Source organism: Parabacteroides merdae ATCC 43184 (genome assembly GCF_025151215.1).
Taxonomy (GTDB): Bacteria; Bacteroidota; Bacteroidia; order Bacteroidales; family Tannerellaceae; genus Parabacteroides; species Parabacteroides merdae.
This window is the reverse complement of the sequence record NZ_CP102286.1, coordinates 645,717-669,453: the sequence shown is the minus strand read 5'-3', so window position 1 is coordinate 669,453 and position 23,737 is coordinate 645,717. Positions and strand designations below refer to the sequence as shown.

Below are 23,737 nucleotides of genomic sequence, written 5' to 3'. Positions count from 1 at the left end.
CACGTTTCTATAAAAGAAGACTGGCACATCATGAAACGGGGGCCTGCATATATAGAAATACAAGCCCCCGTTTTCATAATATTAATTAGTACGATTACGCGAAGAACAGAATCAACAACTGTGCCGTCAATACCCGGAGAAACATAGTCAACGGATAGACAGTCGCATACCCAACCGACGGAGCGTCGTTTCCGGCTGTCGCATTCGAATAGGCCAATGCAGGCGGATCAGTCGTACTACCGGCAATGAGCCCCATAAGCGTAAAGTAATTGACCTTGCAGAAATAACGGCCGATACAACCAATGATCATCAGCGGCACAAACGTAATGATGAAACCGTAGCCTATCCAAGCAAAACCGCCATTATTCACAATCGTATCGACAAAACCGTCACCAGCACTAATACCTACGCAAGCAAGGAAAAGTGTAATACCGATCTCACGTAACATCAAGTTTGCACTCTGTGTCGTGTAAGTAATCAATTTATAATGGTAACCGAAACGGCTGATCAGAATAGCCACAACCAGCGGACCGCCCGCCAGACCTAACTTGACCGGCTGCGGAATACCTGGGAAGGAAATTGGAATACTACCCAGCACGATACCCAACGCAATACCGACGAAGATAGTAATCAGGTTCGGTTCATTCAGACGCTTCATCGAATTACCCAAAACCTTTTCCACATTGGAGACCGCTGTTTCGGTACCGACTACGTTCACACGGTCGCCTACCTGCAAAGTCAACCCAGGTTTGGCAACAAGATCGACACCAGCACGATTGATACGAGTGATATTGATACCATACAATTTCCGCAATTTCAATTGTCCCAGACGCTTACCGTTCAACTCCGGTTTCGTGATCAGGATACGGCGGTTGATAAATTGGCTTTCCATACGGATCCACTGTTTACGTTCCATATCGATCTCTTCTCCGATAAAGGTCTTGATCGTCTCGGCATCCGTCTCAGTCGTGATAACAAAAACCTTGTCGTTTTCCTGCAATACGGTATTGGCCGAAGCGATTTCGATCTGCTTGTTGCTATCACGCCAGACACGGGAAATAACAAAATCACGATGTTCCAGCAGGTTCGATAATTCGGCAACCGTCTTATTGAAGATAGCGGGATTCTTCACGATCAACGAGATCGGCTTGGCCTCATTGGTATGAGAAGAATCTTCGCTGTTCAACTGCTCGTTCTCCTTATCGAAACTTACACGGAAAATATACTTAATCAAGATAATAGACAAGATAATACCGATCACCCCTAAAGGGTAAGCGACAGCATATCCCAAAGCAATCGTATTGTCAGACACTCCGTGCATATCGGAAAATGCTTGCTGGGCAGCCCCCAATCCCGGTGTATTCGTTACCGCACCCGACAAGATTCCGACCATTGTCGGCATCGGAATACCGGTCGCATAATGCAGAATGACAGCCGTCAAGACACCTAAGAACACAATACCGCACGCCAGCATATTCAGCGTAATCCCTCCTTGTTTGAAAGAAGAAAAGAAACCCGGTCCGACCTGCATACCTACAGAATAGACAAAAAGTATCAATCCGAACTCTTTAAAAAAGTGAATCACGTTGTGGTTGATCGTAAAACCGAAATGTCCTAAAATGATCCCCACAAACAACACAAGAGTAATTCCCAAAGATACGCCGAAGACTTTGATCTTGCCTAATTGTATGCCTGCAGCGATCACAAAGGAAAGCAGAAGTATGGAGTGGCCAATGCCCTCGCCCCATAACAAATCATTAATCCAATTCATAATAATACGTGTAGTTATAATCTTAAATTTGCCTTAAAGGCTGCAAAGGTAGCCATTTACTTTGTGTTTAACAACATAAATACTATCTTTACCCACCAAATATTTTAAAAGATGAAAAAGAGCTATTGTATCTTATTAGGCTTGTTGGCCTGCCTCTCTCCTGTCTTCGGACAGGGCGATGCGGACACCGTAATATCTGCATCTGAACAGGTTCCTGCGAAAATAGTCACCATCAACACGAGCGTCGGAACCCTAAAAGCAAAACTATATGACGATGTCCCTAACCACGTCCGCACCTTTATTGAACGTGCCAAACGGGGCGAATACAACGGAACGCTGTTCACACGCGTACTCCCTGAATTTATGATACAGGGCGGTGCTCCTGATTCGCGCAATGCTCCCGCCGGTGCCCGCTGTGGTTTCGGAGACCGAAATTCGGAGATCATGCCGGAGATACGGCCTCACCATTTCAACAAACGGGGCGCGTTGGCTGCTCCTCGCCAGAACGACGACATCAACCCGCAAAAGAAATCGGATATGTCGCAATTCTATATCGTACAAGGAAAAGTCTATACCAGCGGTGAACTGGACACGCTGGAAATGATTGCCAACCAGGATATCAAGGAGAAGGCTATGCAGAAATTCTTCTATCCCGTCCGCGCCGAACTACGTATGCAGAAAGCCAGCAATAAACGCGAATACCAAAAACGTCTGCGTAAAATCAACGCCCAAGTAGACTCAATGGTACGTGCTACACCCGGACATCTGCTGTTCACCAAAGAACAACGGAAAGCCTACACCACAGAAGGCGGTTGTCACCATCTGGACGGCAACTATACCGTATATGGCGAACTCATTGAAGGATTCGATGTGCTCGATATCATCGCCGGACAACCTCGCGACGAATATGACCGCCCTAAAAAGGATATCCGCATTATTCAATTGACAATTGACAATTGACAATTTTCAAAGCTAATATTTCTTATGCTTAAGAGAGACTTCATCATGATACAGATCGAAGAACTTGCTAAAGTAGTCCTTCAGATCATTATGAATCGCAACACAAATGCGGCTCGCCATACTCCAGAGTTGATCCAAACCATATACAGTTCCCTCAAACTGGACCGTCCTACCCTTATGACGGCCCAGCCCGAAGAGCTTGTCCGTCGACTCGACAGTGATGACAACGGCGGAATCCTCCGTCTTGAGATAGCCGTCAAGACCCTGATCGAAGAAAGTTATCTCTATCCCGACGAGGAGCAGGCGATGTTGCAAAAAGCCAAGACAATCTTGGAATATATACAAACGCACGACAACACATTTTCTTTGGAACGCGTGAATATGTTGGACGAATTGGAACGGCGCATTCTTTAATCGACAATCAAACATTTAACCGATATCTCAAGGATATTCACTATTTTTGTGCCGTAAAAGTAAACAGCAATGGCAAATAACGAAACGGCACACGAACTAATACTCCAAATTCTGAAAACGCGAATGACCTTTCGCCAGACCATACAAAGAGTATTGAGAACCAATAATGTCGACATGACATTCGAGATGCTCCAGGTGATGCATCGTTTATGGAAGAAACCCGGAGTCAGCCAGCAATATCTGGCAGAACAGACAGCTAAAGACAAAGCTTGCTTGACCAATCTTATCAATAATCTGGAAAAGAAAGGCTGGGTAGAACGTCGAGGAAACCCGACGGACCGGCGTAACAAACAAATTTACCTGACAGAAGAGGGCGAACGGCTCGCTCTCCGGGTAAAACCTCTGTTGCATGGAATATACGGTCTGATAGGAAATGAAATGCCTTCCCGGCAAATTGTCTCATGTAGAAATAATTTACAAAAAATAAATAGCATACTGGACAAATTGTAACTTGTCCAGTATGCTATCCATAAAGACGGAAACAAGTACATTCGACACACAACCCTAAAAGATAAACAGGGCTCATACTAATGTCCGAACCTTGAGGTATCAATCTTCCCGGCTTCTTTCTTCTTATATCCACCGAAGCGGTAGCTGAAATGTATGGTAAAAGAGCGCGAATAAAAATCGTTGTTCATATCCAAGTGTTGCCCATTAAAACGAACTTTCAAATTGGGCATGCCCGAGTTGAAAAGATCACTGCAACGAGCAGACAGATTTATCCTATCGCTAGCAAAACTCCATTTCAATCCGGCAGTGAGGTTATAGACTGTTTCAATGTCAAAAGTCCCCTGGATCATCGGGGTTTGTATACTACCTATCAATTCGAAAGCCAGATTCTTACCTACCTTAAACGTGTTATCCAGCGAACTGTTGAACATCCATTTCCTCCGGTTAAACGGGATATCAAAAAAGTCATCGCAACGCTAGTGAACTTGCATACCGACCAAAGTGAGTCGTGAATCCAGCCAATTTCCGGCTTTAAAGGGTAAGATGACGTTTGTCCCCCACATCTGCATATAGTTCCAGTTCGTATTCTTATAAATCAATGCCAAACGGTCAGTCGATTGATAGCCCGTCTGTACGAAAAAGTCAGACGTATGCATGAAGAACAGACCGAAAATATACTTTTGCTTCCATATATAATTGCCGTTCAAATTATAGGCTGTCGAAGGTTTCAATCCCGGCGTCCCCCAAAGCTCGGTATATCCGTTCAGATGACTGACGGAAGACTGCATATCCCAATACCCCGGATAAGTCTTATCCGTCGATAACGAAAACTGGAATAAATGTTCGGAAGATTTTACATACGTCAAAGATGCTTGCGGATAGACAGCCCACTTACGATAATTGCCGATGGTATAATATTCACCTGTAGCAGAGATAGAAACCGATGTACCAGTCGCATAGTTCTTGCTCAAGGAAACATAGACATTGGCAGTCTGCTCACGAAGCCGGGAATCCGTATTTTCGGTCGGGATATCACCTGTAACCTTATCATAGGTCTGAAAGTCACGGTCTTTTGCAAATCGGTAAGACATACCGTACCCCAAATCCCATTCTTTAGCCAAAGAACGCTTCCGGTCAACATAAATAGAATAACGGTCTATCTTTTGACCACCGATTATAGAGAAACCGCTTTGAGCACCATCCGCATAATCCGCAAACAAAGTTTGGTTATTATCTGACGTATAATGCGTGTAATCTCCGCCGACATCAAATCCAGATCCGGAATGATATTGCAAAGTGACATTGTGCATACGGGTTTCGACATATTTGTCAACATTGCTTGCCTGATAATTACCGGAAGTCAGGCTATTGCTATGCTGCTCAGGTGTAAAACTGCTGGTATAAGCGAGATTAAAATGATCTTCATCATCCAAATTATCTTACATGATATTCGGGAGGCGCACTGTACATGACTTCCGCCTTTTCCACTCTATCCAACGGAGTATTGCGCAAAAGCGTCTCAAGTTGTCCGGCGTCCATTGTTGTCGGTTTTCCATTCAAGACGACTGTCAAATTTCCCGTACCTGCCAAAGTTAATACACCTTTAGTCTCTTTTACACCGGGGAGTTTAGTCAGAGCCTCGTATGCATTGTTCACCACCCCGTCGCCGGCAAGAACGGACAGATCATATCCCAAACGCCCTTCTTCCACCTTCACAAAAGGACGCTCCGCTTTTACCACGACCTCATCCAAAGCATAATCCTGCGGATCAAGTTGAATGACACCGACATCTCTGCCCTTTCCCTCGATTTCCTTAGTCCTGTACAAGAGATGCTGCACGATCAAGCGGTATTCTTCAGGCTGGCTATCCAACACAAAAGTTCCGTCTACATTTGAAATAGAAGCGTTTATATAAGTAGAATCTATTGCCTGCAAAACGATGGTTGCACCATCTACCGGTTGTTTTTTATTGTCTATGACCTTTCCTATAATGTTCTGTGCCTGCAAAGAGGTAACAAAGAATAATAGTAAAATACCGATTCCGATTTTCATATAATATAAAGTTTGTATTAATTTCCACACACCCTAAACAAGGGTTATTCATCATGCTCCCGGACATAATTAGCTGTCCATCATTTTCTAATACGCCGTAAACATACAAAATTAATCGAAAAGAATAGCAAAGCATGATTCCCATTTCATTAGAAAAGGTTCAGAAAGATTTGCTACTTTTGTCCCCTCATTTCAACAGACAGTGAATTTACATGAAGGTAAAAGGATTTTTGTACGGACTTATCGCATCCGCCACATTCGGATTGATTCCTCTTTTTTCCATTCCGGCGCTTGAAAACGGCGTAGGTTTGGACTCGTTGCTGTTCTACCGTTTTTCCTTAGCATCCGTACTGGTTGCCGTACTGATGTGGGTGAAAAAGATTCCGTTCGATATACAGAAAAGCGAATTCGGGATCGCTTTTATTTTAGGTACACTTTATGCCATCACGGCGCTTTGGCTGACGGAGGCTTATCTTTATATTCCGAGCGGGGTGGCGACAACGATCCATTTCCTTTATCCGGTGGTAGTCAGCCTGATCATGTTTGTATTTTACAAGGACAAGCTGACAATGCCGATACTGCTGGCAATGGCGATGGCGGTAAGCGGTGTCTATATGTTGAGCGGAGGAAATACGCCGGGAGGTTCTATCAATATAAAAGGATTAATGTTGGTATTGGCTACAGTGATTGCCTATGCAGCCTACATCGTAGGTATGAACCGAAGCCGGATCGCCAGGCTCGACAGCTTGAAAGCCACTTTCTATATTCTGCTTTCCGGAGCGATTGTCTTTCTGGTAAATCTGGCGATAAAAGGAGATTTTCCCGACCCGATGCCGAATCTGGCCACAACGATAGACGTGCTGATGGTTGCTTTCCTCCCGACGTTGGTATCCGACCTTACACTGATACTGGCCATTCGTTATATAGGTTCGACAACGACTGCGATCTTGGGATGCATGGAGCCGCTTACCGCCGTATGCATGGGCGTCCTTTTCTTAGGCGAGCATCTGCAACCGATGCAGATCGGAGGAATAGTAGTAGTGCTATCAGCAGTCTGCATCGTGATATCAGGCAGTTATATCAGGAAATGGGTGCGGGATATCCGACTTTTATTTATGCACCGGATATAAATGACGAGATATTTACATAATAAAAACAATATATTCACAAATATGCATATCATCTTATCTCCTGCCAAGACAATGGCTGGAACATCCAAAATAAAAGCGCCTGCAGGTACAACGCCCCGATTCAACCAGGAAGCAATCGAGATCGCATTGCACATGGCTCAATATCCCGCCGAAGAATTAGGCAGGATGTTAAAGCTCAGTCCCAAGCTGATGATGGAAAGTTACCATCGTTTTCAGAATTTCCATTCTGCGGAAGAAGAACCGCTACAAGCTTTATTGGCTTATACGGGTGTCGTATTCAAGAATATCAATCCCAAAGATTTTACAGAGGCGGACTTCCGCTTTGCCCAGGATCATTTGCGGCTCGTTTCCATTTGTTATGGTCTCCTTCGCCCGCTGGACCTGATCAAACCTTACCGGATGGAATATGATGTGAAACTGCCCGAATTAGGAGAAGGGAATATGTATATTTACTGGCGTGCCCGTCAAACAGAACCGCTTATTGAAGAAGTGAAAGCCGACGATAACCTACTGATCAACCTGGGGAGCATGGACCTACAACCATCATTCGACTGGAAAAAGGTAGAACAATCTGTCCGTGTAATAACACCGGATTTTAAAGTCTGGAAAAACGGGAAAGCCGAAACAATCGTAATCTACGCCAAGATGGCACGTGGACAAATGACCCGTTACATCGTTAAAAACCGGATTACCAATCCGGATGCATTAAAAGATTTTACTTGGGAAGGATTCCGGTACAGAGAAGATATCTCCTCCGAAAACAACTGGATTTTCTTGCAGGATTAAGAGATCCTTGCAATAAACCGACAGTATCGTCCGTTTATACAAAGGAATTTTTTAATTAGAAATGAAATGAGAAAAACCTTTAATCTTTTATTCATATGTCTGATAGCCTTATACGGATGGATCGGATATCAAGTGATCCATACTACCGATTTGCCTCAATGTCAACCGGAAGGAAGTCTGTCCGATGTCGCCGAGGAGGTGATCGCCATCCCTTTGAAAACAAACGGACATTGTTCTTTGAACAAGATTAAAATGATCAAGCGCGACCGGGAAGACATCTTCCTTGTCAGCGATCGTCAACTTTATCATTTCAACAGTTCCGGTCAATTTCTCGGACAAATAACGGCACATCTGCCAGGAACGAGACAGCCAGTCGAACTGGTTGACTATGCGGTCGATCCTGTCCACGACCGGCTGGTCGTGATCGGCACCGGACATGAGGTATACTATTATGATTACGACGGGCAACTCCTTTTTCAGAGTATCCTCCCTCAAGATGCTTCATGGAAAACTTTCGGGCATATGGCTTATTATAACAACCATCTGTGGACAACAATAGACTTGGTTAATTCAGAAAACAAGCAAGCTCCGTCAATCGAACAATGGCTCTATAAATTTGATCTCTACTTTAATGAAGTCGGGAAGCGCAAACTGGATGTTGCCGATTTGGGAAGAATGGATATCAATTACAAGACAGGTACCGAAATAGCCGTCAAGAACGGGCACGTTTATGTACAAGCGCCATCCTTACAGCCAGCCCATATCTTAAACGACACGCTCTATCTCATCAATAGCAACCAGTTGACCATCACTGAGGACTACGCAAAAATTCTCCCTTTACAGATCGGGACACGTTTTTTAATCTCAACACACTACGATCCTACTCTACCGGAACGTAGCTATACATTTTGTTACGACCAACGAAGAACAAAAGCCTATCACGTGCAAGGAGGATTGGATGACAACTTTTACAAGACAGGCAAGATTCTCGAACTTCAATCCATAGACCTTCAAAGCAACACCTACTGTTATTATAAAAGCGGCAAAGAACTTGCCTACTCTTTTCCTGACCTGACAAACAAAGACAACCCAGTCTTATTTATAGTAAAAATGAAAGCCTGACTCCCCACAGCCAGGCTTTCATTTAATATATATATTTACGTACGATTAGAAAATCCGTCCACACAGACGTATCTTCATAACCGGATAAACAGTGAGCTTATCCATGATTTTCGAAAACGTATCGTCCGGATCGACTTCATCCAACAAATTGTTGACATTACCATAGTCCGTATAAACATCCGGTTTGCCGTGGAACTGGACTCCCAGCTCGAACATTACACCAAGCCGTTTCTTCGGTACGGCACGGCCGAACCCCAAACCCACATACGGACGGAAATTCGAAACTTTCAAGCCACCTGACACATTACCGTTTTTGTCTACCGGAATCGTATAATCGCCGATAACAACACCGGCCTTACCGGCTTCGGCTACCAATTCCTTCAATTCATCACTATGCCCATTTATTTTTAATAAAGTTCCCCCGCCAAAGTAAGCACCAGCAGTCAAAAAGAAAGAACTTTTTTTAAACGGATAATAATTCACAAGTAATTCACCGGAAACACGCTTGATACTTCCCTCCATACCAATCGTAGAGGGAACACTCACGCCTTCCATAGCTTCCACATCAACATCTACATCCGTACTCATGCTGAAATTTGGCATAATGGAAAAACCACCACGTAAATCAAAGTGAGATGTGATGGGAGTTGCCACATTCACGTCGATACCGGTAGTACCGACGCCCACACCTACTGCCAAAGAATTAAACACACCCAATTCTTTCTGGGCCATAACATCACTCACAATTACGCCTGATAAGGCTAACGAAATAACACAAAGTAGAGTTCTAAAACCTTTCATAACCACTAAAAAATGTATTTGTATTGAAATAAAGTACAGCAAAGAAAAGAAGATTTTTTGATATAAATACTGATATAGAATAAAAAAGAGAGTACAAGGTTATAGTCCTTGTACTCTCTTTTTTATTCTATAACAAATACGAACTTATTCTTCGTCTCCGTTTTCGTCTTCCTTCATATTGTGGAACACATTCTGAACGTCTTCGTCCTCTTCCAACTTTTCAATCAATTTTTCAATCGATTCACGCTGCTCGGGAGTCACTTCTTTCACATCGTTCGGAATACGGACAAATTCGCTACTGGTGATTTCATATCCATTCTCTTCCAGATATTTCTGAATAGCCGAATTCTGGGCAAATTCACCATAGAGAACCACTTCGTCTTCATCTTCATCCACTTCATCGACTCCATAGTCTATCAGCTCCAACTCAAGATCTTCCAACGACATGCCATCCTTTTTTGCAATATGGAAAACACATTTATGCTCGAACAGGAACTCCAAACTGCCGGATGTACCCAAAGAACCACCGTTCTTGTTGAAATAACTACGTACATTTGCTACAGTACGAGTCGTATTGTCTGTCGCAGTTTCCACAAAAATAGCAATACCGAAAGGACCATATCCCTCGTAGTTCATTTCTTTATAATCGGTAAAATCCTTAGAGACAGCCCGCTTGATAGCACGTTCGACATTATCTTTCGGCATGTTCTCTTTTTTAGCAGTCTGCATCAATACACGCAAACGCGGATTGTTTTCAGGTTCCGGTCCACCTTGTTTTGCAGCTATCGTAATTTCTTTACCCAACTTAGTAAATACACGGGCCATATTACCCCAACGCTTAAACTTTCTCGCTTTACGAAACTCAAACGCTCTTCCCATAATTTATGATCTTATGATTTATGATTTATGTTTTTTATCCTCTCAATTGTGCACCTAACTTCTGTTCCAAATTTGTCTGGATCTTTTTCATGATAGCATCGATCTGCTTATCATTCAAAGTCTTTCCTTCATCCTGCAAATAGAAGCTGACGGCATATGATTTCTTGCCAGCCGGCAGATTCTTTCCTTCGTATACATCAAACAAAGCAACGTCTTTCAACAGTTTACGTTCACTTTCCGTTGCGATCTTTTCTATTTCGGCAAATTGAACATTCTTCTCTAACAACAGGGCTAGATCTCGTTTCACTGCCGGGAACTTGGAAATTTCAGAGAAGGTAACCTTGCTCTTCTTGATTTCCTTCATCAACAATGTCCAGGAAAGTTCCGCATAATAGACATCCGTTTCAATATCCAATTCCTTACAGATCTTCGGGCTGACGATACCCATCGTACCTAACTGGCGCCCGGACGAAGTCGTAATGCTCAAACCTGCCGAATAGATATCGTTAGCCAGATTACCAAAAATGACCTTCTGCAAATTCACACCGAGACGAACCAAGATGTTTTCCACATATGCCTTCAATTCATAAACAGAAGACTTTTCATTCGGATGCGCCCAGTTGTTATCCACACGGCTGCCGCTTACCCACAAGCCCAAACGATAATCTTCCGAGAATTCGGCTAATGTTTCACCTTCCTTCTTATGGTCGATATTGTAATCATAGCAATTTCCGAATTCGAAGAAGCGGATATTGCCATTTTTGCGTTTCGCATTATGTTCAACACTTTCCAAGCCTCCGAACAACAACGTCTGGCGCATGCAATTCAGATCTGCACTCAACGGATTCATCAACATCACACAGTGAGAAACCGGGTAAGTGGAAAGATTGTCATAGTAGGCCGAGCGTGTCAGCGAGTTATTCAGGATCTCGTTGAAACCGCAACCGCAAAGTTGTTCGGAAATCAGGTTCTGCAATTTATAACTGCGGTCAGTCGGAGTCTGATAGCTCAGATTAGACTTTACATTGTCACTGAATTCCACATTATTATATCCGTAAATACGGAGAATATCCTCGATCACGTCGACATCGCGCTGTACATCAATACGATATACAGGCACATCAATCACCAAACCTTCGGCAGTTTCGGAAACGATCTTCATTTCCAAGCTTTCCAGAATGCTCTTGACCGTTTCAACCGGAATCACCTTGCCGATCAATGTATTGACCTTATCGTAAGTCAGTTCCACACGATAGGGGGCAACCGGAACCGGATAAATATCCTGGATAGCACCCGTAATCGTTCCGCCTGCCACTTCCTGAATCAACAGAGCGGCACGCTTCATCACTTCGACCGTCTGATTCGGATCCAAGCCGCGTTCATAGCGGAAAGAAGCATCCGTATTCAGACCGAAGCGACGGGCTGTCTTACGGATCCAAGTCGGATGGAAAGTGGCCGATTCCAGGAATACATTCTTAGTCTGTTCCGTCACACCGGAATCGAGTCCGCCAAATACACCGGCGATACACATCGGCTCTTCCACATTGCAAATCATCAGATCACGGTCGGTCAACGTACGTTCCACACCATCGAGCGTCACAAACTTGGCACCTTCCGTCGCCGAGCGTACCACGACTTTATTACCTTTGATCTTATCGGCATCGAAAGAGTGCAAAGGCTGTCCTACGCCGTGCAAGATATAGTTCGTAATATCCACCACGTTATTAATGGGACGCAGGCCGATCACCTTCAAACGGTTCTGCAACCATTCCGGACTTTCCTTTACAGTTACATTTTTAATCGTAATACCTGAATAGCGCAGACAGGCTTCTTTATTTTCAACGACAACTTCGATAGCCGGAACTTCATCATCAATCTTGAAAGCATCCACACTCGGACGTTTCAAGTTGGCAGGCTTACCGTTCTGTTTCAGGTAAGCGGCTAGGTCGCGAGCTACACCGAAATGAGAAGTGGCATCCACACGGTTCGGCGTGATATCGACTTCCAGCACATAATCGCTCTTCACATTATAATATTCTTTGGCCGGAGTACCGACTACCGCATCGGCCGGCAGTACGATTATACCTGCATGATCTGTTCCAATACCGATTTCATCTTCAGCACAAATCATACCGTTCGATTCAACGCCACGGATTTTAGAGCGCTTGATCGTAAAGCACTCATCACCATCATACAATTTAGTACCGTTTACAGCAACAACCACTTTCTGTCCGGCAGCTACATTCGGCGCACCACAAACAATCTGCAAGGGTTCCGCGCCGCCAACATTCACGGTTGTAATGTGCAAGTGATCGGAATTCGGATGTTCTTCGCAAGTAAGAACTTCACCGATGACAAGTCCTTCCAATCCACCTTTGATGGTTTGAACTTCTTCTACCCCTCCGGTTTCCAAACCAATAGAGGTAAGTGCTGCTGCTACTTCATCAGGCTGTAAATCAAAATCAAGATAATCTTTCAGCCAATTGTAAGATATATTCATCGCTTTAAAATTTATTCAGTAAAGAGACGGGGCCGTCCGGCCTACGCCAAATTGACGGACAAAAGTACAAATAATTATTCAAATATGATAGTTTCAAGTAGTTTCTTCAGGGCAACCGCACCAAAACCGTGATCAAATATCATTGACAATAGTTATTTATGCATTCTTGATTCATAATGGCCATCTACAAGTATAAGGAACTGTTTGTGTTTAAAAAGCAGGTATTCCACTGGATTATAATCAGAAACAGTGCATAAAATCTCCTCAAACAAGGCAGATAAACAGCTCCACATCCCCGTTTCGGTTTCACGTAGACCCGGGTCTCCACCTCCTCCACACCCGGATCTCCCATACCCTTCCACCCGGGTCTGAAGAAACTTTTCAAGTTGTTTTCACCAAAAAAGTAGCTTGTCTTCATGAAAAAACGAGCCTCTTTAATCTATTTTGTATCAGCTTCAGAACACATCTGACATTTAATAAAATATTGATATATAACACATTATCACTTTTACCCATGATAGTTATGATAGATAAATGATAGTTAAAAGCAAGAACTATCATAGAATAACACACTGTTTTACAAGCATATAAATTCATTTATGATAGTATGATAGTTGTTTTGCAAAAAACTAAAAATCCATGCTTACAAAACTTTATTTTGCAGACTTTGGGAAATCTCCTACATTTGCACCATAAATCTGAAATAAAATATGATGCGCATTGATATACTGACCGTACTTCCCGAGATGATCGAAGGAATGGTAAACTGTTCCATTGTGAAACGGGCACAAGACAAAGGTTTGGCTGAAATACATTTACACAATCTGCGGGATTACACGACCAACAAATGGCGGCGTGTGGATGATTATCCTTTCGGGGGTGAAGCCGGCATGGTTATGCAGATCGAACCTATCGACCGGGCCATCTCGGCTTTGAAAAGCGAAAGGGATTATGATGAAGTTATTTACACATCGCCAGATGGGGAAACCTTCAACCAGCCGATGGCAAACAGCATGTCGATGCTGAACAATCTGATCATCCTTTGCGGACATTACAAAGGAATCGACTACCGCATCCGCGAACATCTGATAACAAAGGAAATATCTGTTGGTGATTATGTCCTGACAGGAGGCGAGTTGGCTGCCGCCATCATCACAGATGCCGTCGTACGTCTTATTCCCGGAGCAATCGGCGACGAGCAAAGTGCCCTCTCCGACTCGTTCCAGGATAATTTGCTAGCTCCCCCAGTCTATACCCGGCCTGCCGATTACAACGGCTGGAAAGTTCCCGACGTCCTTCTGTCCGGGCACCAACGCAAAATTGAAGAATGGCGTCTCGGGCAAGCTCAAGAAAGGACAGCCCGGCTACGCCCCGATTTATTGAAGTAAATTGTCCTACTTCTGCTCTACCACGAAATTATAGATAAACTCATATTCATACGTGTTATTTTCCGCAGTTGCACCATTCACGGGATTGATCTTTTCTTCAATCGTCATGCCTGTGATATAATCGCCGGTCAACGTATAGCGGAATGTATATTCGGCACAAATATCCGTTGCATCGGAGACATTATACCAATAGGCACGGGTTGGCAGATTCTGATTCATCTTCCCATAGAGCAGGTTCAACGGAGAAATCACATCAAAGCCGACCGGTTGAAATGAATTGACAACTCGGAACGGAAAGTTCTCTGGACGTAATTGAGAATTATATTCATATGTAATCTCTTTCTGTGGCAGATAAGCATAATGCACCGCATTTCCATTTTCCCACGAATAGCGATCCACCTCACCTAGTTCTCTTATCTGATAACCCGAACCGTCCTCATTCGGCCACTGGATAATCTGCGAAACTGATTTCAGCCAATTAGAACTATAGGTGTACCTGTTTTCTACAGCCGTATACACAGCATTACTCATATACTTGTTTTCAGATTTTTCTTCCTTGGCCGCAATCATATTTCCGCTTAGCGTGTAAACTGTATGGACAAAGGGATTAGTCGGAGAACCATCGATCATCTTCACGCCACTTACGGAAATCGTCTTGTCTACAATAATATAATTATCAGTAAACTGATTTCCTTCCGTATTTAATATAATCCGATTGATTTGCTTGTCCTGGTCATAAGTGATATTCGCGTTAAAAAAAGCATTTCCGTTTTTCGTACATGTAACACTCGTCAGCTTGTTCAACTCAGGAATAAACGGCTTATCATCATCTCCACAAGACATAAGACCTGCCACCATCAAAAGCACACTTAAAAATTTCTTCATCTCTCTTTCTTTTTATTATTCGATCTTACAAAAATAGGACATTTGCTAAAATAACGGACGAAGTAACCTATTTTAAGTAATTCTACTTGAAGAAATGCAAGTAAACCATTAGCTTTGCAATATAATTTATCATAATAAATGGCTAATAACAAACATCTTACAATAAGATAAAACGTAAAGCATACAATATCTAAAATTTAATAACATGAGAATGAAACATCTGACGGTAGCAGCACTAACATTATTGCTGTCTGTTTCTTGTAGCCAAAGACAAGAAGATTATCCGTTTCGCAATCCTGATCTCCCTATCGACGAACGCATAGACGACCTCTTGAAACGTCTGACTGCCGAAGAGAAGATCGGGCAAATGATGAATACGACTCCGGCAATCGAACGCCTCGGTATACCCGAATACGATTGGTGGAACGAAGCCTTGCACGGTGTCGCACGTGCCGGAAAAGCGACTGTTTTCCCACAGGCTATCGCGATGGCGGCTACTTTCGACGACGACGCACTGTACGAAACATTTACGATGGTGAGCGACGAAGCTCGCGCCAAATACCATCAGTATCAAAAAAATAAAGAATATGACCGCTACAAAGGCTTGACCTTTTGGACGCCGAATATCAATATCTTCCGTGATCCCCGCTGGGGCCGTGGCATGGAAACCTATGGAGAAGATCCGTACTTGACAGAACGGATGGGGGTTGCCGTAGTGAAAGGCTTGCAGGGAGACGATCCGAAATACTTTAAGACACATGCTTGCGCCAAGCATTATGCAGTCCATAGCGGACCGGAATGGAACCGTCACGAATTTGACGTCACAGTGACGCCCCGTGATTTATGGCAAACCTACCTGCCAGCTTTCGAGGCTTTGGTAAAAAAAGGAAATGTACAGGAAGTCATGTGCGCCTACAATCGCTATCAAGGCAAACCCTGCTGTAGTAGCGACAAACTGCTCATCGACATCCTTCGGAATAGTTGGGGATATGAAAACATCATCCTTTCCGACTGCGGTGCGATCAACGACTTCTGGCAACGGGACGAACGCACGCCTCGCCACGAAACACATCCCGATGCGGAAAGCGCTTCTGCAGATGCTGTCCTGAACGGGACTGACCTGGAATGCGGCAACAGCTATAAAGCTTTGATCAAAGCTTTGAAGGAGGGAAAGATATCCGAAAATGATCTGGATGTCTCCCTACGCCGCCTGCTGAAAGGTCGTTTTGAATTAGGCATGTTCGATCCGGACGAGCGGGTTCCTTATGCTCAAATCCCATACAACGTGGTGGAAAGCCCCGAACATGTGGCACAAGCACTCGAAATGGCGCATAAGAGTATGGTGCTGCTGAAGAACAAGAATAACACACTTCCACTGAGTAAAACGATCCGGAAAATTGCAGTTGTCGGTCCGAATGCCGCCGACTCGACCATGCTTTGGGCGAACTACAACGGCTTCCCGACGCATACCGTAACAATATTGGAAGGTATCCGCAACAAAGTGCCCGATACAGAAGTAATCTACGAATTAGGATGTAATCATGCGGCTGACTTCGTAATACAAGACTTGGGCAACCACATCACCTCCCCTGCCGGACAGGGATTCGCCTCCGAATTCTACAACAATACGGAATTCAAGGGAGAAGCCGTTTATAAAGGTTTAGCAAGCCAATTACATTATACGACAGGCGGAAACACGCAGTTCGCACCGAATGTAAACCTGACAAACTTCACAGCACGTTTTACCGGCGAGTTTGAAGCACCAGAGACGGAACAGGTTGAGATCAAGTTGTCAGGAAACGACGCCTTCCGCCTCTTTATCGGAGATGAAAAAGTAGCCGAAGTTTGGGAAAACGAATACGGGGCAGAAAAGACGTATATGCTGAATGCGGAAAAAGGAAAGAAATATCCTGTCAAGATCGAATATATGCAACGCACGGGTAGCGCTGACCTCAACTTCCAGATCGGTACGCGTCGACCTGTCGATTATGCCGCCACTGCCGCTAAAGTCAAAGATGCAGATGTGATTGTCTATGTCGGAGGTATTTCGCCTCGCTTGGAAGGTGAAGAAATGCCGGTCAACGTGGAAGGTTTCAAGAAAGGAGACCGCACCAATATCGAGATACCGAAAGTACAACAAGAAATGGTAAAAGCACTGAAAGCAACGGGTAAACCGGTTGTCTACGTGCTTTGTACGGGTAGTGCCCTGGCTTTAAACTGGGAAGACGCCAACATCGACGCCATTCTGAATGCCTGGTATGGCGGACAAGAAGCCGGGACAGCGGTTGCCGACATCCTGTTTGGCGACTACAATCCGTCAGGTCGCTTGCCAGTCACATTCTATAAATCGATCGACCAGTTGCCGGACTTTGAAGATTACAGCATGAAAGGTCGTACCTACCGTTATATGACCGAAACACCACTTTATCCGTTCGGATACGGCTTGAGCTACACGAACTTTGCCTATCGGAATGCGAAGCTGTCTTCTGGCAAGATTACCAAAGACCAATCTGTCACACTGACGTTCGACATTGCCAACACCGGCAAAATGGATGGTGACGAAGTCGCACAAATCTACATCAAAAATCCGAACGATCCGGAAGGGCCGATCAAAGCGCTGAAGGCTTTCTTGCGTGTACACGTAAAAGCTGGCGACAGCCAGGAAGTCAACATCGAGCTGACACCCGAAGCATTCCACTCTTTTAACGACAATACACAAACGATGGAAGTCCGTCCCGGAAAATATCAGATACTTTACGGCGGTTCATCAGACGAAAAAGCCTTAGAGAGATTAGAGTTGACAATCGAATAAAAACAAATGCCGCAGGTCTCCGGATAATCCGGAAAAACCTGCGGCATTCTATCTATTCCATAACCCTATGCATTACGCCTCCTAACCCATAAGGTTAAAGGGCGTAACCCTATGGGTCTTATCCAATATACGTCTCCATAAATTTGGCACCCGGAACCGGTGAAATCGTCACGACATCCGTATCTGCCGGAATCAGGACCGTTTGTCCTTGGTGAATATAAATTTCATTGCCTTTATTGTCACGGATAGAAGCTTTACCCTCCATACAAATATAAACGACGAAAGAATCCAGTTCGGAGAAATCACGAACCATGATCGTATCGACATCCAGCAAATTCGTTGTAAAATACTTGCAGGCTGCAAGCTCTACAGTCGCATTCGTATGCGCTTTGTAATGGGTGCGGTAGTCCGGATACAAGGTATAGTCGATCGCATCCTTTGCCAGTTCGGTATGCAATTCACGCCCTTTGCCATCCGGTCCCTTACGGTCATAATCATATATACGATAGGTGATATTGCTCGTCTGCTGGATTTCAGCAATAAAGCAACCGGCTCCGATAGCGTGTACACGGCCCGCGGGCAGGAAGAATACATCGCCAGGATTCACCTCGTATCGTTGTAACACATCCATGATCGTATTATCCTCGACACGTTTCACGTATTCATCCGCATTGATCTGCTTTGAAAAGCCTGAATATAAGCCGGCACCTTTGGCTGCATTGATCACATACCACATTTCTGTCTTGCCAAAAGAATTATGGCGTTTCTTTGCCAATTCATCATCCGGATGAACCTGAATAGACAAATTATCACGTGCATCGATAAACTTGATCAACAAAGGGAATATGGAACCAAATTGTTCGACCACCTTTTCCCCTAACAGTTGCTTGCCATATGTACGGATCAGTTCATCTAGCGTTTTACCTTCAAGTGCACCATTATCTACAACAGAATAATTGCCCTCTACATGTGAAAGTTCCCAACTTTCGCCAATACCTTCCTGCACCGGAGTGATGCCCTTAAACGGGCAAATGTCAGAGCCTCCCCAGATAATCTTCTTGAGGATAGGCTTAAATGTCATTGGATATAACATATTTGATTTTTGATTTATCAGATTTATAATTTATGATTTATGATTTACGCATTGACCACAAATCATAAATTATAAATCACAAATTATTTCGCTTTCTTTACTTTCTTCAATACAACAGCGCTGCGTGCCGGAATGTATAATTTGAGCCATTCTTTTTTCTCTTTTTTATACAATGGATCGAATTGCGTGAAATGATGAATGGTATCATCCGCGAGCCCGAAGCCACCGAATCGGTTAGCATCGGTATTCAGAACCACCTCATATTCACCCTTAGGCACAAGGAAACCGTAATCGGCAAACGATTTTGTCGGATTGAAATTGAATACGAACACCAAGTCTTTTCGCATATAAGCCAAAATCTGATCCTCATCGTTATCCCAGACTTTCTGTATCGGAGTGGACTGGAAGTTCTTCACGCTACGGATCAATTCCAACATTTCACGATCGAAATCGCCTAAGAAATGATATTTCAAATCCATATTATCGACCAAATCCCATTGGCGGCGTGCATACTTATGCGACCAGCCATTTCCTTCACGCGGGAAATCGATCCATTCCGGATGGCCAAATTCATTCCCCATAAAGTTCAGATAACCGCCGTTGATGGTGGAGGCCGTGACCAGACGGATCATTTTATGCAAAGCTACACCCCGTTCCACCATAAAATTGTGATCATCTTTCTGCATATGCCAATACATGTCGGCATCGATAAGACGGAAAATGATCGTCTTGTCACCCACCAACGCCTGGTCATGACTTTCCGCATAGCTGATTGTCTTTTCGTCAGCACGGCGGTTCGTCGTCTCCCACCAGATGGAAGAAGGATGCCAGTCTTCGTCTTTCTTTTCCTTGATCGTCTTGATCCAGTAATCGGGGATATTCATTGCCATACGGTAGTCGAAGCCATAACCGCCATCTTCATATTTGGTAGCCAATCCGGGCATTCCGCTTACTTCTTCGGCAATCGTAATCGCATTCTTATTGACTTCATGGATAAGCTTATTAGCCAACGTCAGATACGCAATAGCATCACCATCCTGATGACCGTTAAAATAATCAGCATAATTACAAAATGCTTCGCCCAGTCCGTGACTGTAATAAAGCATCGAGGTCACGCCATCAAAACGGAAACCGTCGAATTTATACTCGTCCAGCCAGAATTTGCAGTTCGACAACAAAAAATGAAGCACTTCATTCTTTCCATAGTCGAAACAAAGGGAATCCCATGCCGGATGCTCGCGACGGGCACCGCCCAGAAAATATTGCGTGTAAGATCCATCGAAACGTCCGAGGCCTTCTACTTCGTTCTTGACAGCATGACTATGTACGATATCCATAATCACAGCAATCCCCATACTATGAGCCTCGTCTATCAACTGTTTCAGTTCTTCCGGCGTACCAAAACGGGAAGATGCGGCAAAAAAACTGCTGACATGATAACCGAACGAACCATAATAAGGATGTTCCTGGATAGCCATAATCTGAATGGCATTATATCCTTCCTTCGCAATACGGGGCAGCACCATACGACGGAATTCGTCGTAACTGCCGACTTTCTCTTCATTCGAAGCCATACCGATATGACATTCATAAATCAGCAATGGAGAGACATTAGGCTTAAACCGTTTATGCTTGAACACATAAGGTTTCTCCGGATTCCATACTTGCGCGCTGAAAATTTTGGTATTTTCATCCTGAACGACACGCCGTATCCATGCAGGAATACGTTCCCCGCAGCCTCCTTCCCACTCGACTAGGAGTTTGAACAGGTCTTCATGACGCAGCAAACCTTCAGCAAGCGCAATCTCCCAAATGCCATTGCCCAACCGTTGCAACTTATACCGATCGTCCTTCTTCCATTCGTTGAAAGTCCCAATCATATATATAGCAGTAGCATTGGGTGCCCACTCACGAAAAACCCATCCACTCTTTGTCTTATGCAATCCGAAGTAGAGATACCCGGAAGCCATTTCCGACAACGTCTGTCTGCCGTTACCGGTCAGGTTCTTCTCTTTGTTTACCACGTATTGGTACCGTCCTTCTATTGCCTCCTTATAGGGGGCCAGCCAAGGGTCATTCTTTATTAGATTTAGCGACTCCATGATTTTTTGAGATTGGTTTCGCACAAAGATAGAAGAAAAAACTCACATATAAATAAAAAGTCCGTTGCAAATGCATAGGCTTAAATCAATTATCCGAAGAACTCCGTTTGTTCTTGTTCAAAATCAATGTTGACGGCATCTTTTGAAGGGCCTCTTTACGGTGTTCGGATACGTCATTCCAAGTGTTGTAGCCGATCAGCATGAAGTTATAGCTATTGAACAATCCCGGCGTCAGGTCTTTATCCGGTAACAGCTGGGTTTGTGGGATGGACGAGACGAAATCCCAAAGCTCTTTGAGAATTTGATCATGTCCGGGTGTTGTGGTGGACATCTTGGCTACAATACCGACAGAACCGTGAGTCGCTTTCAGCAATGTCCTTGTGTAGTCGAGCAGAAAGAGATCTTCTTCGGAACTGATAACCACCAACGTATTGGTGGCCTTCACGAAATTTCGGTTAATAAATACACCGACGTCGCAATTACTGCGGGCAATAAACATCTTAGTCTTATCTTTCAGCAACGCACCAGGATAAAACCAGGATTCGGGAGCTTTGAAGCGTTTGAAATAACGGTTATAGAAGGAAGTACGGTAACGGGTAGCCGCGATATCGTCCGGCGAGTCGCTCATGGAGATGCCGGAACCGACCAGCAGGAAGTCAAATCCTTCGTTATTGACGATGTCGCAAATATCCTGTCCGGCGTTATTCGAAACCTCATAGCGTGTATGGATGTGCATACCTAATTTTTTGGCTCCATACAAGATCGGTCCGAAACTCACTTCCTCAAAATTATCCGTATGTAACGGATTGACATCGGACCCGACGGTCAGGTGTAGCGCCGTCAAATCCAGTTTGTTCTTTCCACGGGCAAACATCTGGTGAGCCACATCAAGCATAATCTGTCCGTTTCCGGCACGTCCGAATGAAAGGAGAACCTTAAATATCCCGTCGGCCGGTTCCACACAAACCTGATGTTCCTTAATCTTTTCACGTGTCTTGAAACACAATTTAATGAAAGAAACCAACGGGATTGTCATAAAGGTCGTGACCAGGGTCATCAAAACCAACATGACGAAAATAGAAGGCGGCAATATCTTCATCTCATAACCGATCGTCAACACGACCAGCTCCATCAGACCGCGTGTATTCATTAAAGCCCCAATGTAAAAACTGTCTTTCCAGCTTTCACCGACAAAACGAGCGGAAAACAAAGCACCCCCGAACTTACCGATAATAGCCACTACGATGAAGATTCCACACATGACCCAAAGTTCCGGTGTGTTCAGCAGACCGATCTCCGTACGCAGTCCGGTCGAAACGAAAAAAAGCGGCAGGAAGAGCGCCAATGATACGTCTTCCACCTTTTCCGTCATGATCTTGCGGAATTTGATGTTCCCTGGCATGACCACGCCTGCAATAAAGGCGCCGAAAAGAGCATGCAACCCTAATATCTCGGTAAAATAGGAGGATACGATCAGTAACAGGAACATCAGGGCCACCAGTGCTTTGTCAATCACTTCTTTATTATGGTATATATGCCCGATCATCCGTAAGAAAGGACGAACAGCAAGAAACATAAAAAGAATGTACAGAATGGAGAACAATATATTGTAAACGGCACTCAGCATACTACCCGCCTGAGCGATGGCAATCACGACGGCCAACAGGCACCAGGCAGTAATGTCTCCGTTGGCAGCACTTGCCAATGAGATAGTTCCCAAATGTGTTTTGGTCAACCCTTTTTCCTGGATAATCCGGGCTAAAACGGGAAAAGCCGTGATACTCATGGCGATCCCGATAAATAGAGCGAACGACAGGAATGGTGTTCCTTTATGAGCATAAGATCCATAGACATAATAAGCAGTCAGCATACCGAAGAAAAACGGCACGATCGTACTGGTATGGCTGATCAGGATAGTTTCCTTCAATTTTTTACGAACTTCGCCGATATCCAGTTCCATACCGATGGCAAACATGAAAAGGATAAGACCGAATTGGCTTAATATGGTGATATTACCTAATGACTCGAGTGGAAAAAGAAACGCAGATACACCCGGCAAAAGATGGCCGAGCACAGACGGACCGAGTACGATACCGGCTACGATTTCACCGATGACGGTGGGTTGGCCGATCTTTTGAAACATCCAACCGAACAAGCGGCAGACAATTAATATGGTAATAATTTGCAGAAGAAGGATTCCCATCGACGACTGGATATGGTGAGTAACCGAATCCCAGAACACAAGAAATCCCTCCCCCATAGTTTGGGGAGCATTTTGCATGGTCTGAACGGCTGTTCCGACCTGCTGGCTTTCTCCTTCTTTGACTATGAAATACATGAGTGAGCCAAAGACCAGGATCATCATCAAATAAAAGGCTATGCTTTTTGTTCCTTTACCCATCTGCTATCTCTGATACGGTTTCTTGCAAAAATAGCGAAATGAATTAATATAACTCCTTGTATAAGGAAATATTTTACTGGCGATTTTGTTTTTTTGCAAAAAGCCACTAA

General features: G+C 44.2%; 17 protein-coding genes and 1 pseudogene. 8 read left to right on the top strand and 10 right to left on the bottom strand.

All coding sequences use genetic code 11. The annotated features are described in order from the left end of the window. Positions 1-94: 94 nt before the first annotated feature. Positions 95-1,771 carry a putative transporter gene (locus NQ542_RS02625; protein WP_005640306.1) on the bottom strand — a complete coding sequence of 559 codons (1,677 nt, stop codon included), beginning with the start codon at positions 1,769-1,771 and terminating at the stop codon, positions 95-97. 111 nt (positions 1,772-1,882) lie between these two features. Between NQ542_RS02625 and NQ542_RS02620 the strand changes: the two genes are divergently transcribed. The 3 genes from NQ542_RS02620 (at position 1,883) to NQ542_RS02610 (ending at position 3,655) form a co-directional block, all read left to right on the top strand. Then, on the top strand, positions 1,883-2,731 hold the full coding sequence (locus tag NQ542_RS02620) for a peptidylprolyl isomerase (RefSeq protein ID WP_005640303.1): 849 nt from the start codon (positions 1,883-1,885) through the stop codon (positions 2,729-2,731). A gap of 24 nt (positions 2,732-2,755) precedes the next feature. Next, positions 2,756-3,145, top strand: coding sequence for a hypothetical protein (locus tag NQ542_RS02615; RefSeq protein WP_005640301.1), 390 nt, complete (start codon positions 2,756-2,758; stop codon positions 3,143-3,145). Positions 3,146-3,214: 69 nt separating this feature from the next. After that, positions 3,215-3,655, top strand: coding sequence for a MarR family winged helix-turn-helix transcriptional regulator (locus tag NQ542_RS02610; RefSeq protein WP_005640299.1), 441 nt, complete (start codon positions 3,215-3,217; stop codon positions 3,653-3,655). Positions 3,656-3,732: 77 nt separating this feature from the next. Here NQ542_RS02610 and NQ542_RS02605 read toward each other — a convergent pair. Next, positions 3,733-5,707, bottom strand: a pseudogene (locus NQ542_RS02605) (outer membrane beta-barrel family protein). A gap of 212 nt (positions 5,708-5,919) precedes the next feature. Between NQ542_RS02605 and NQ542_RS02600 the strand changes: the two are divergent. The 3 genes from NQ542_RS02600 to NQ542_RS02590 all read left to right on the top strand — a co-directional run bounded on the left by NQ542_RS02600 (position 5,920) and on the right by NQ542_RS02590 (position 8,766). Next, complete coding sequence (locus NQ542_RS02600) at positions 5,920-6,837, top strand: EamA family transporter (RefSeq protein ID WP_005640292.1); 918 nt, start codon at positions 5,920-5,922, stop codon at positions 6,835-6,837. 42 nt (positions 6,838-6,879) lie between these two features. Next, complete coding sequence (gene yaaA, locus NQ542_RS02595; RefSeq protein ID WP_022322202.1) at positions 6,880-7,644, top strand: peroxide stress protein YaaA; 765 nt, start codon at positions 6,880-6,882, stop codon at positions 7,642-7,644. A gap of 66 nt (positions 7,645-7,710) precedes the next feature. Beyond that, positions 7,711-8,766 (top strand): 6-bladed beta-propeller, encoded by a 1,056-nt coding sequence (locus NQ542_RS02590; protein ID WP_005640286.1) that lies wholly within the window; start codon positions 7,711-7,713, stop codon positions 8,764-8,766. Between the two features lie 45 nt (positions 8,767-8,811). On the opposite strand, the gene NQ542_RS02585 is transcribed toward NQ542_RS02590, so the two are convergent. The 4 genes from NQ542_RS02585 to NQ542_RS17805 form a co-directional block, all read right to left on the bottom strand. Next, positions 8,812-9,567 carry a hypothetical protein gene (locus NQ542_RS02585; protein ID WP_005640284.1) on the bottom strand — a complete coding sequence of 252 codons (756 nt, stop codon included), beginning with the start codon at positions 9,565-9,567 and terminating at the stop codon, positions 8,812-8,814. Positions 9,568-9,711: 144 nt separating this feature from the next. Beyond that, positions 9,712-10,446 (bottom strand): YebC/PmpR family DNA-binding transcriptional regulator, encoded by a 735-nt coding sequence (locus NQ542_RS02580; protein ID WP_005640280.1) that lies wholly within the window; start codon positions 10,444-10,446, stop codon positions 9,712-9,714. Between the two features lie 34 nt (positions 10,447-10,480). Then, positions 10,481-12,946, bottom strand: coding sequence for a phenylalanine--tRNA ligase subunit beta (gene pheT, locus NQ542_RS02575; RefSeq protein WP_005640278.1), 2,466 nt, complete (start codon positions 12,944-12,946; stop codon positions 10,481-10,483). A 184-nt stretch (positions 12,947-13,130) separates the two neighbouring features. Further along, entirely contained in the window at positions 13,131-13,364 is a 234-nt protein-coding gene (locus NQ542_RS17805; RefSeq protein WP_005640276.1) for a hypothetical protein, read from the bottom strand. Between the two features lie 295 nt (positions 13,365-13,659). On the opposite strand from NQ542_RS17805, the gene trmD reads away from it, so the two are divergent. Further along, positions 13,660-14,334 carry a tRNA (guanosine(37)-N1)-methyltransferase TrmD gene (gene trmD, locus NQ542_RS02570; RefSeq protein ID WP_005642273.1) on the top strand — a complete coding sequence of 225 codons (675 nt, stop codon included), beginning with the start codon at positions 13,660-13,662 and terminating at the stop codon, positions 14,332-14,334. A 6-nt stretch (positions 14,335-14,340) separates the two neighbouring features. Here the strand turns inward: trmD and NQ542_RS02565 are convergent, their stop codons facing one another. Continuing rightward, complete coding sequence (locus tag NQ542_RS02565; RefSeq protein ID WP_005640270.1) at positions 14,341-15,219, bottom strand: DUF5032 domain-containing protein; 879 nt, start codon at positions 15,217-15,219, stop codon at positions 14,341-14,343. A gap of 205 nt (positions 15,220-15,424) precedes the next feature. Between NQ542_RS02565 and xyl3A the strand changes: the two genes are divergently transcribed. Further along, complete coding sequence (gene xyl3A, locus NQ542_RS02560; RefSeq protein ID WP_005640269.1) at positions 15,425-18,031, top strand: xylan 1,4-beta-xylosidase; 2,607 nt, start codon at positions 15,425-15,427, stop codon at positions 18,029-18,031. Positions 18,032-18,149: 118 nt separating this feature from the next. Here the strand turns inward: xyl3A and NQ542_RS02555 are convergent, their stop codons facing one another. The 3 genes from NQ542_RS02555 to NQ542_RS02545 all read right to left on the bottom strand — a co-directional run bounded on the left by NQ542_RS02555 (position 18,150) and on the right by NQ542_RS02545 (position 23,627). Then, entirely contained in the window at positions 18,150-19,124 is a 975-nt protein-coding gene (locus NQ542_RS02555) for a type I phosphomannose isomerase catalytic subunit (RefSeq protein WP_005640267.1), read from the bottom strand. Between the two features lie 83 nt (positions 19,125-19,207). Then, positions 19,208-21,226: an alpha amylase C-terminal domain-containing protein gene (locus NQ542_RS02550; protein ID WP_005640265.1), complete on the bottom strand. Its 2,019-nt coding sequence runs from the start codon at positions 21,224-21,226 to the stop codon at positions 19,208-19,210. Between the two features lie 85 nt (positions 21,227-21,311). After that, positions 21,312-23,627 carry a cation:proton antiporter gene (locus NQ542_RS02545; RefSeq protein ID WP_005640260.1) on the bottom strand — a complete coding sequence of 772 codons (2,316 nt, stop codon included), beginning with the start codon at positions 23,625-23,627 and terminating at the stop codon, positions 21,312-21,314. Between the last annotated feature and the right edge of the window lie 110 nt (positions 23,628-23,737).

What these genes read in the sequence shown, in the direction of transcription:
- NQ542_RS02590 (WP_005640286.1), top strand. Translation starts at nt 7,711, where the DNA reads ATGAGAAAAACCTTTAATCTTTTATTCATATGTCTGATAGCCTTATAC.
- NQ542_RS02555 (WP_005640267.1), bottom strand. Translation starts at nt 19,124, where the DNA reads ATGTTATATCCAATGACATTTAAGCCTATCCTCAAGAAGATTATCTGG.
- NQ542_RS02550 (WP_005640265.1), bottom strand. Translation starts at nt 21,226, where the DNA reads ATGGAGTCGCTAAATCTAATAAAGAATGACCCTTGGCTGGCCCCCTAT.
- NQ542_RS02610 (WP_005640299.1), top strand. Translation starts at nt 3,215, where the DNA reads ATGGCAAATAACGAAACGGCACACGAACTAATACTCCAAATTCTGAAA.
- NQ542_RS02545 (WP_005640260.1), bottom strand. Translation starts at nt 23,627, where the DNA reads ATGGGTAAAGGAACAAAAAGCATAGCCTTTTATTTGATGATGATCCTG.
- NQ542_RS17805 (WP_005640276.1), bottom strand. Translation starts at nt 13,364, where the DNA reads ATGAAGACAAGCTACTTTTTTGGTGAAAACAACTTGAAAAGTTTCTTC.
- NQ542_RS02620 (WP_005640303.1), top strand. Translation starts at nt 1,883, where the DNA reads ATGAAAAAGAGCTATTGTATCTTATTAGGCTTGTTGGCCTGCCTCTCT.
- pheT (WP_005640278.1), bottom strand. Translation starts at nt 12,946, where the DNA reads ATGAATATATCTTACAATTGGCTGAAAGATTATCTTGATTTTGATTTA.
- trmD (WP_005642273.1), top strand. Translation starts at nt 13,660, where the DNA reads ATGCGCATTGATATACTGACCGTACTTCCCGAGATGATCGAAGGAATG.
- NQ542_RS02585 (WP_005640284.1), bottom strand. Translation starts at nt 9,567, where the DNA reads ATGAAAGGTTTTAGAACTCTACTTTGTGTTATTTCGTTAGCCTTATCA.
- NQ542_RS02580 (WP_005640280.1), bottom strand. Translation starts at nt 10,446, where the DNA reads ATGGGAAGAGCGTTTGAGTTTCGTAAAGCGAGAAAGTTTAAGCGTTGG.
- NQ542_RS02600 (WP_005640292.1), top strand. Translation starts at nt 5,920, where the DNA reads ATGAAGGTAAAAGGATTTTTGTACGGACTTATCGCATCCGCCACATTC.
- NQ542_RS02615 (WP_005640301.1), top strand. Translation starts at nt 2,756, where the DNA reads ATGCTTAAGAGAGACTTCATCATGATACAGATCGAAGAACTTGCTAAA.
- yaaA (WP_022322202.1), top strand. Translation starts at nt 6,880, where the DNA reads ATGCATATCATCTTATCTCCTGCCAAGACAATGGCTGGAACATCCAAA.
- NQ542_RS02625 (WP_005640306.1), bottom strand. Translation starts at nt 1,771, where the DNA reads ATGAATTGGATTAATGATTTGTTATGGGGCGAGGGCATTGGCCACTCC.
- NQ542_RS02565 (WP_005640270.1), bottom strand. Translation starts at nt 15,219, where the DNA reads ATGAAGAAATTTTTAAGTGTGCTTTTGATGGTGGCAGGTCTTATGTCT.
- xyl3A (WP_005640269.1), top strand. Translation starts at nt 15,425, where the DNA reads ATGAGAATGAAACATCTGACGGTAGCAGCACTAACATTATTGCTGTCT.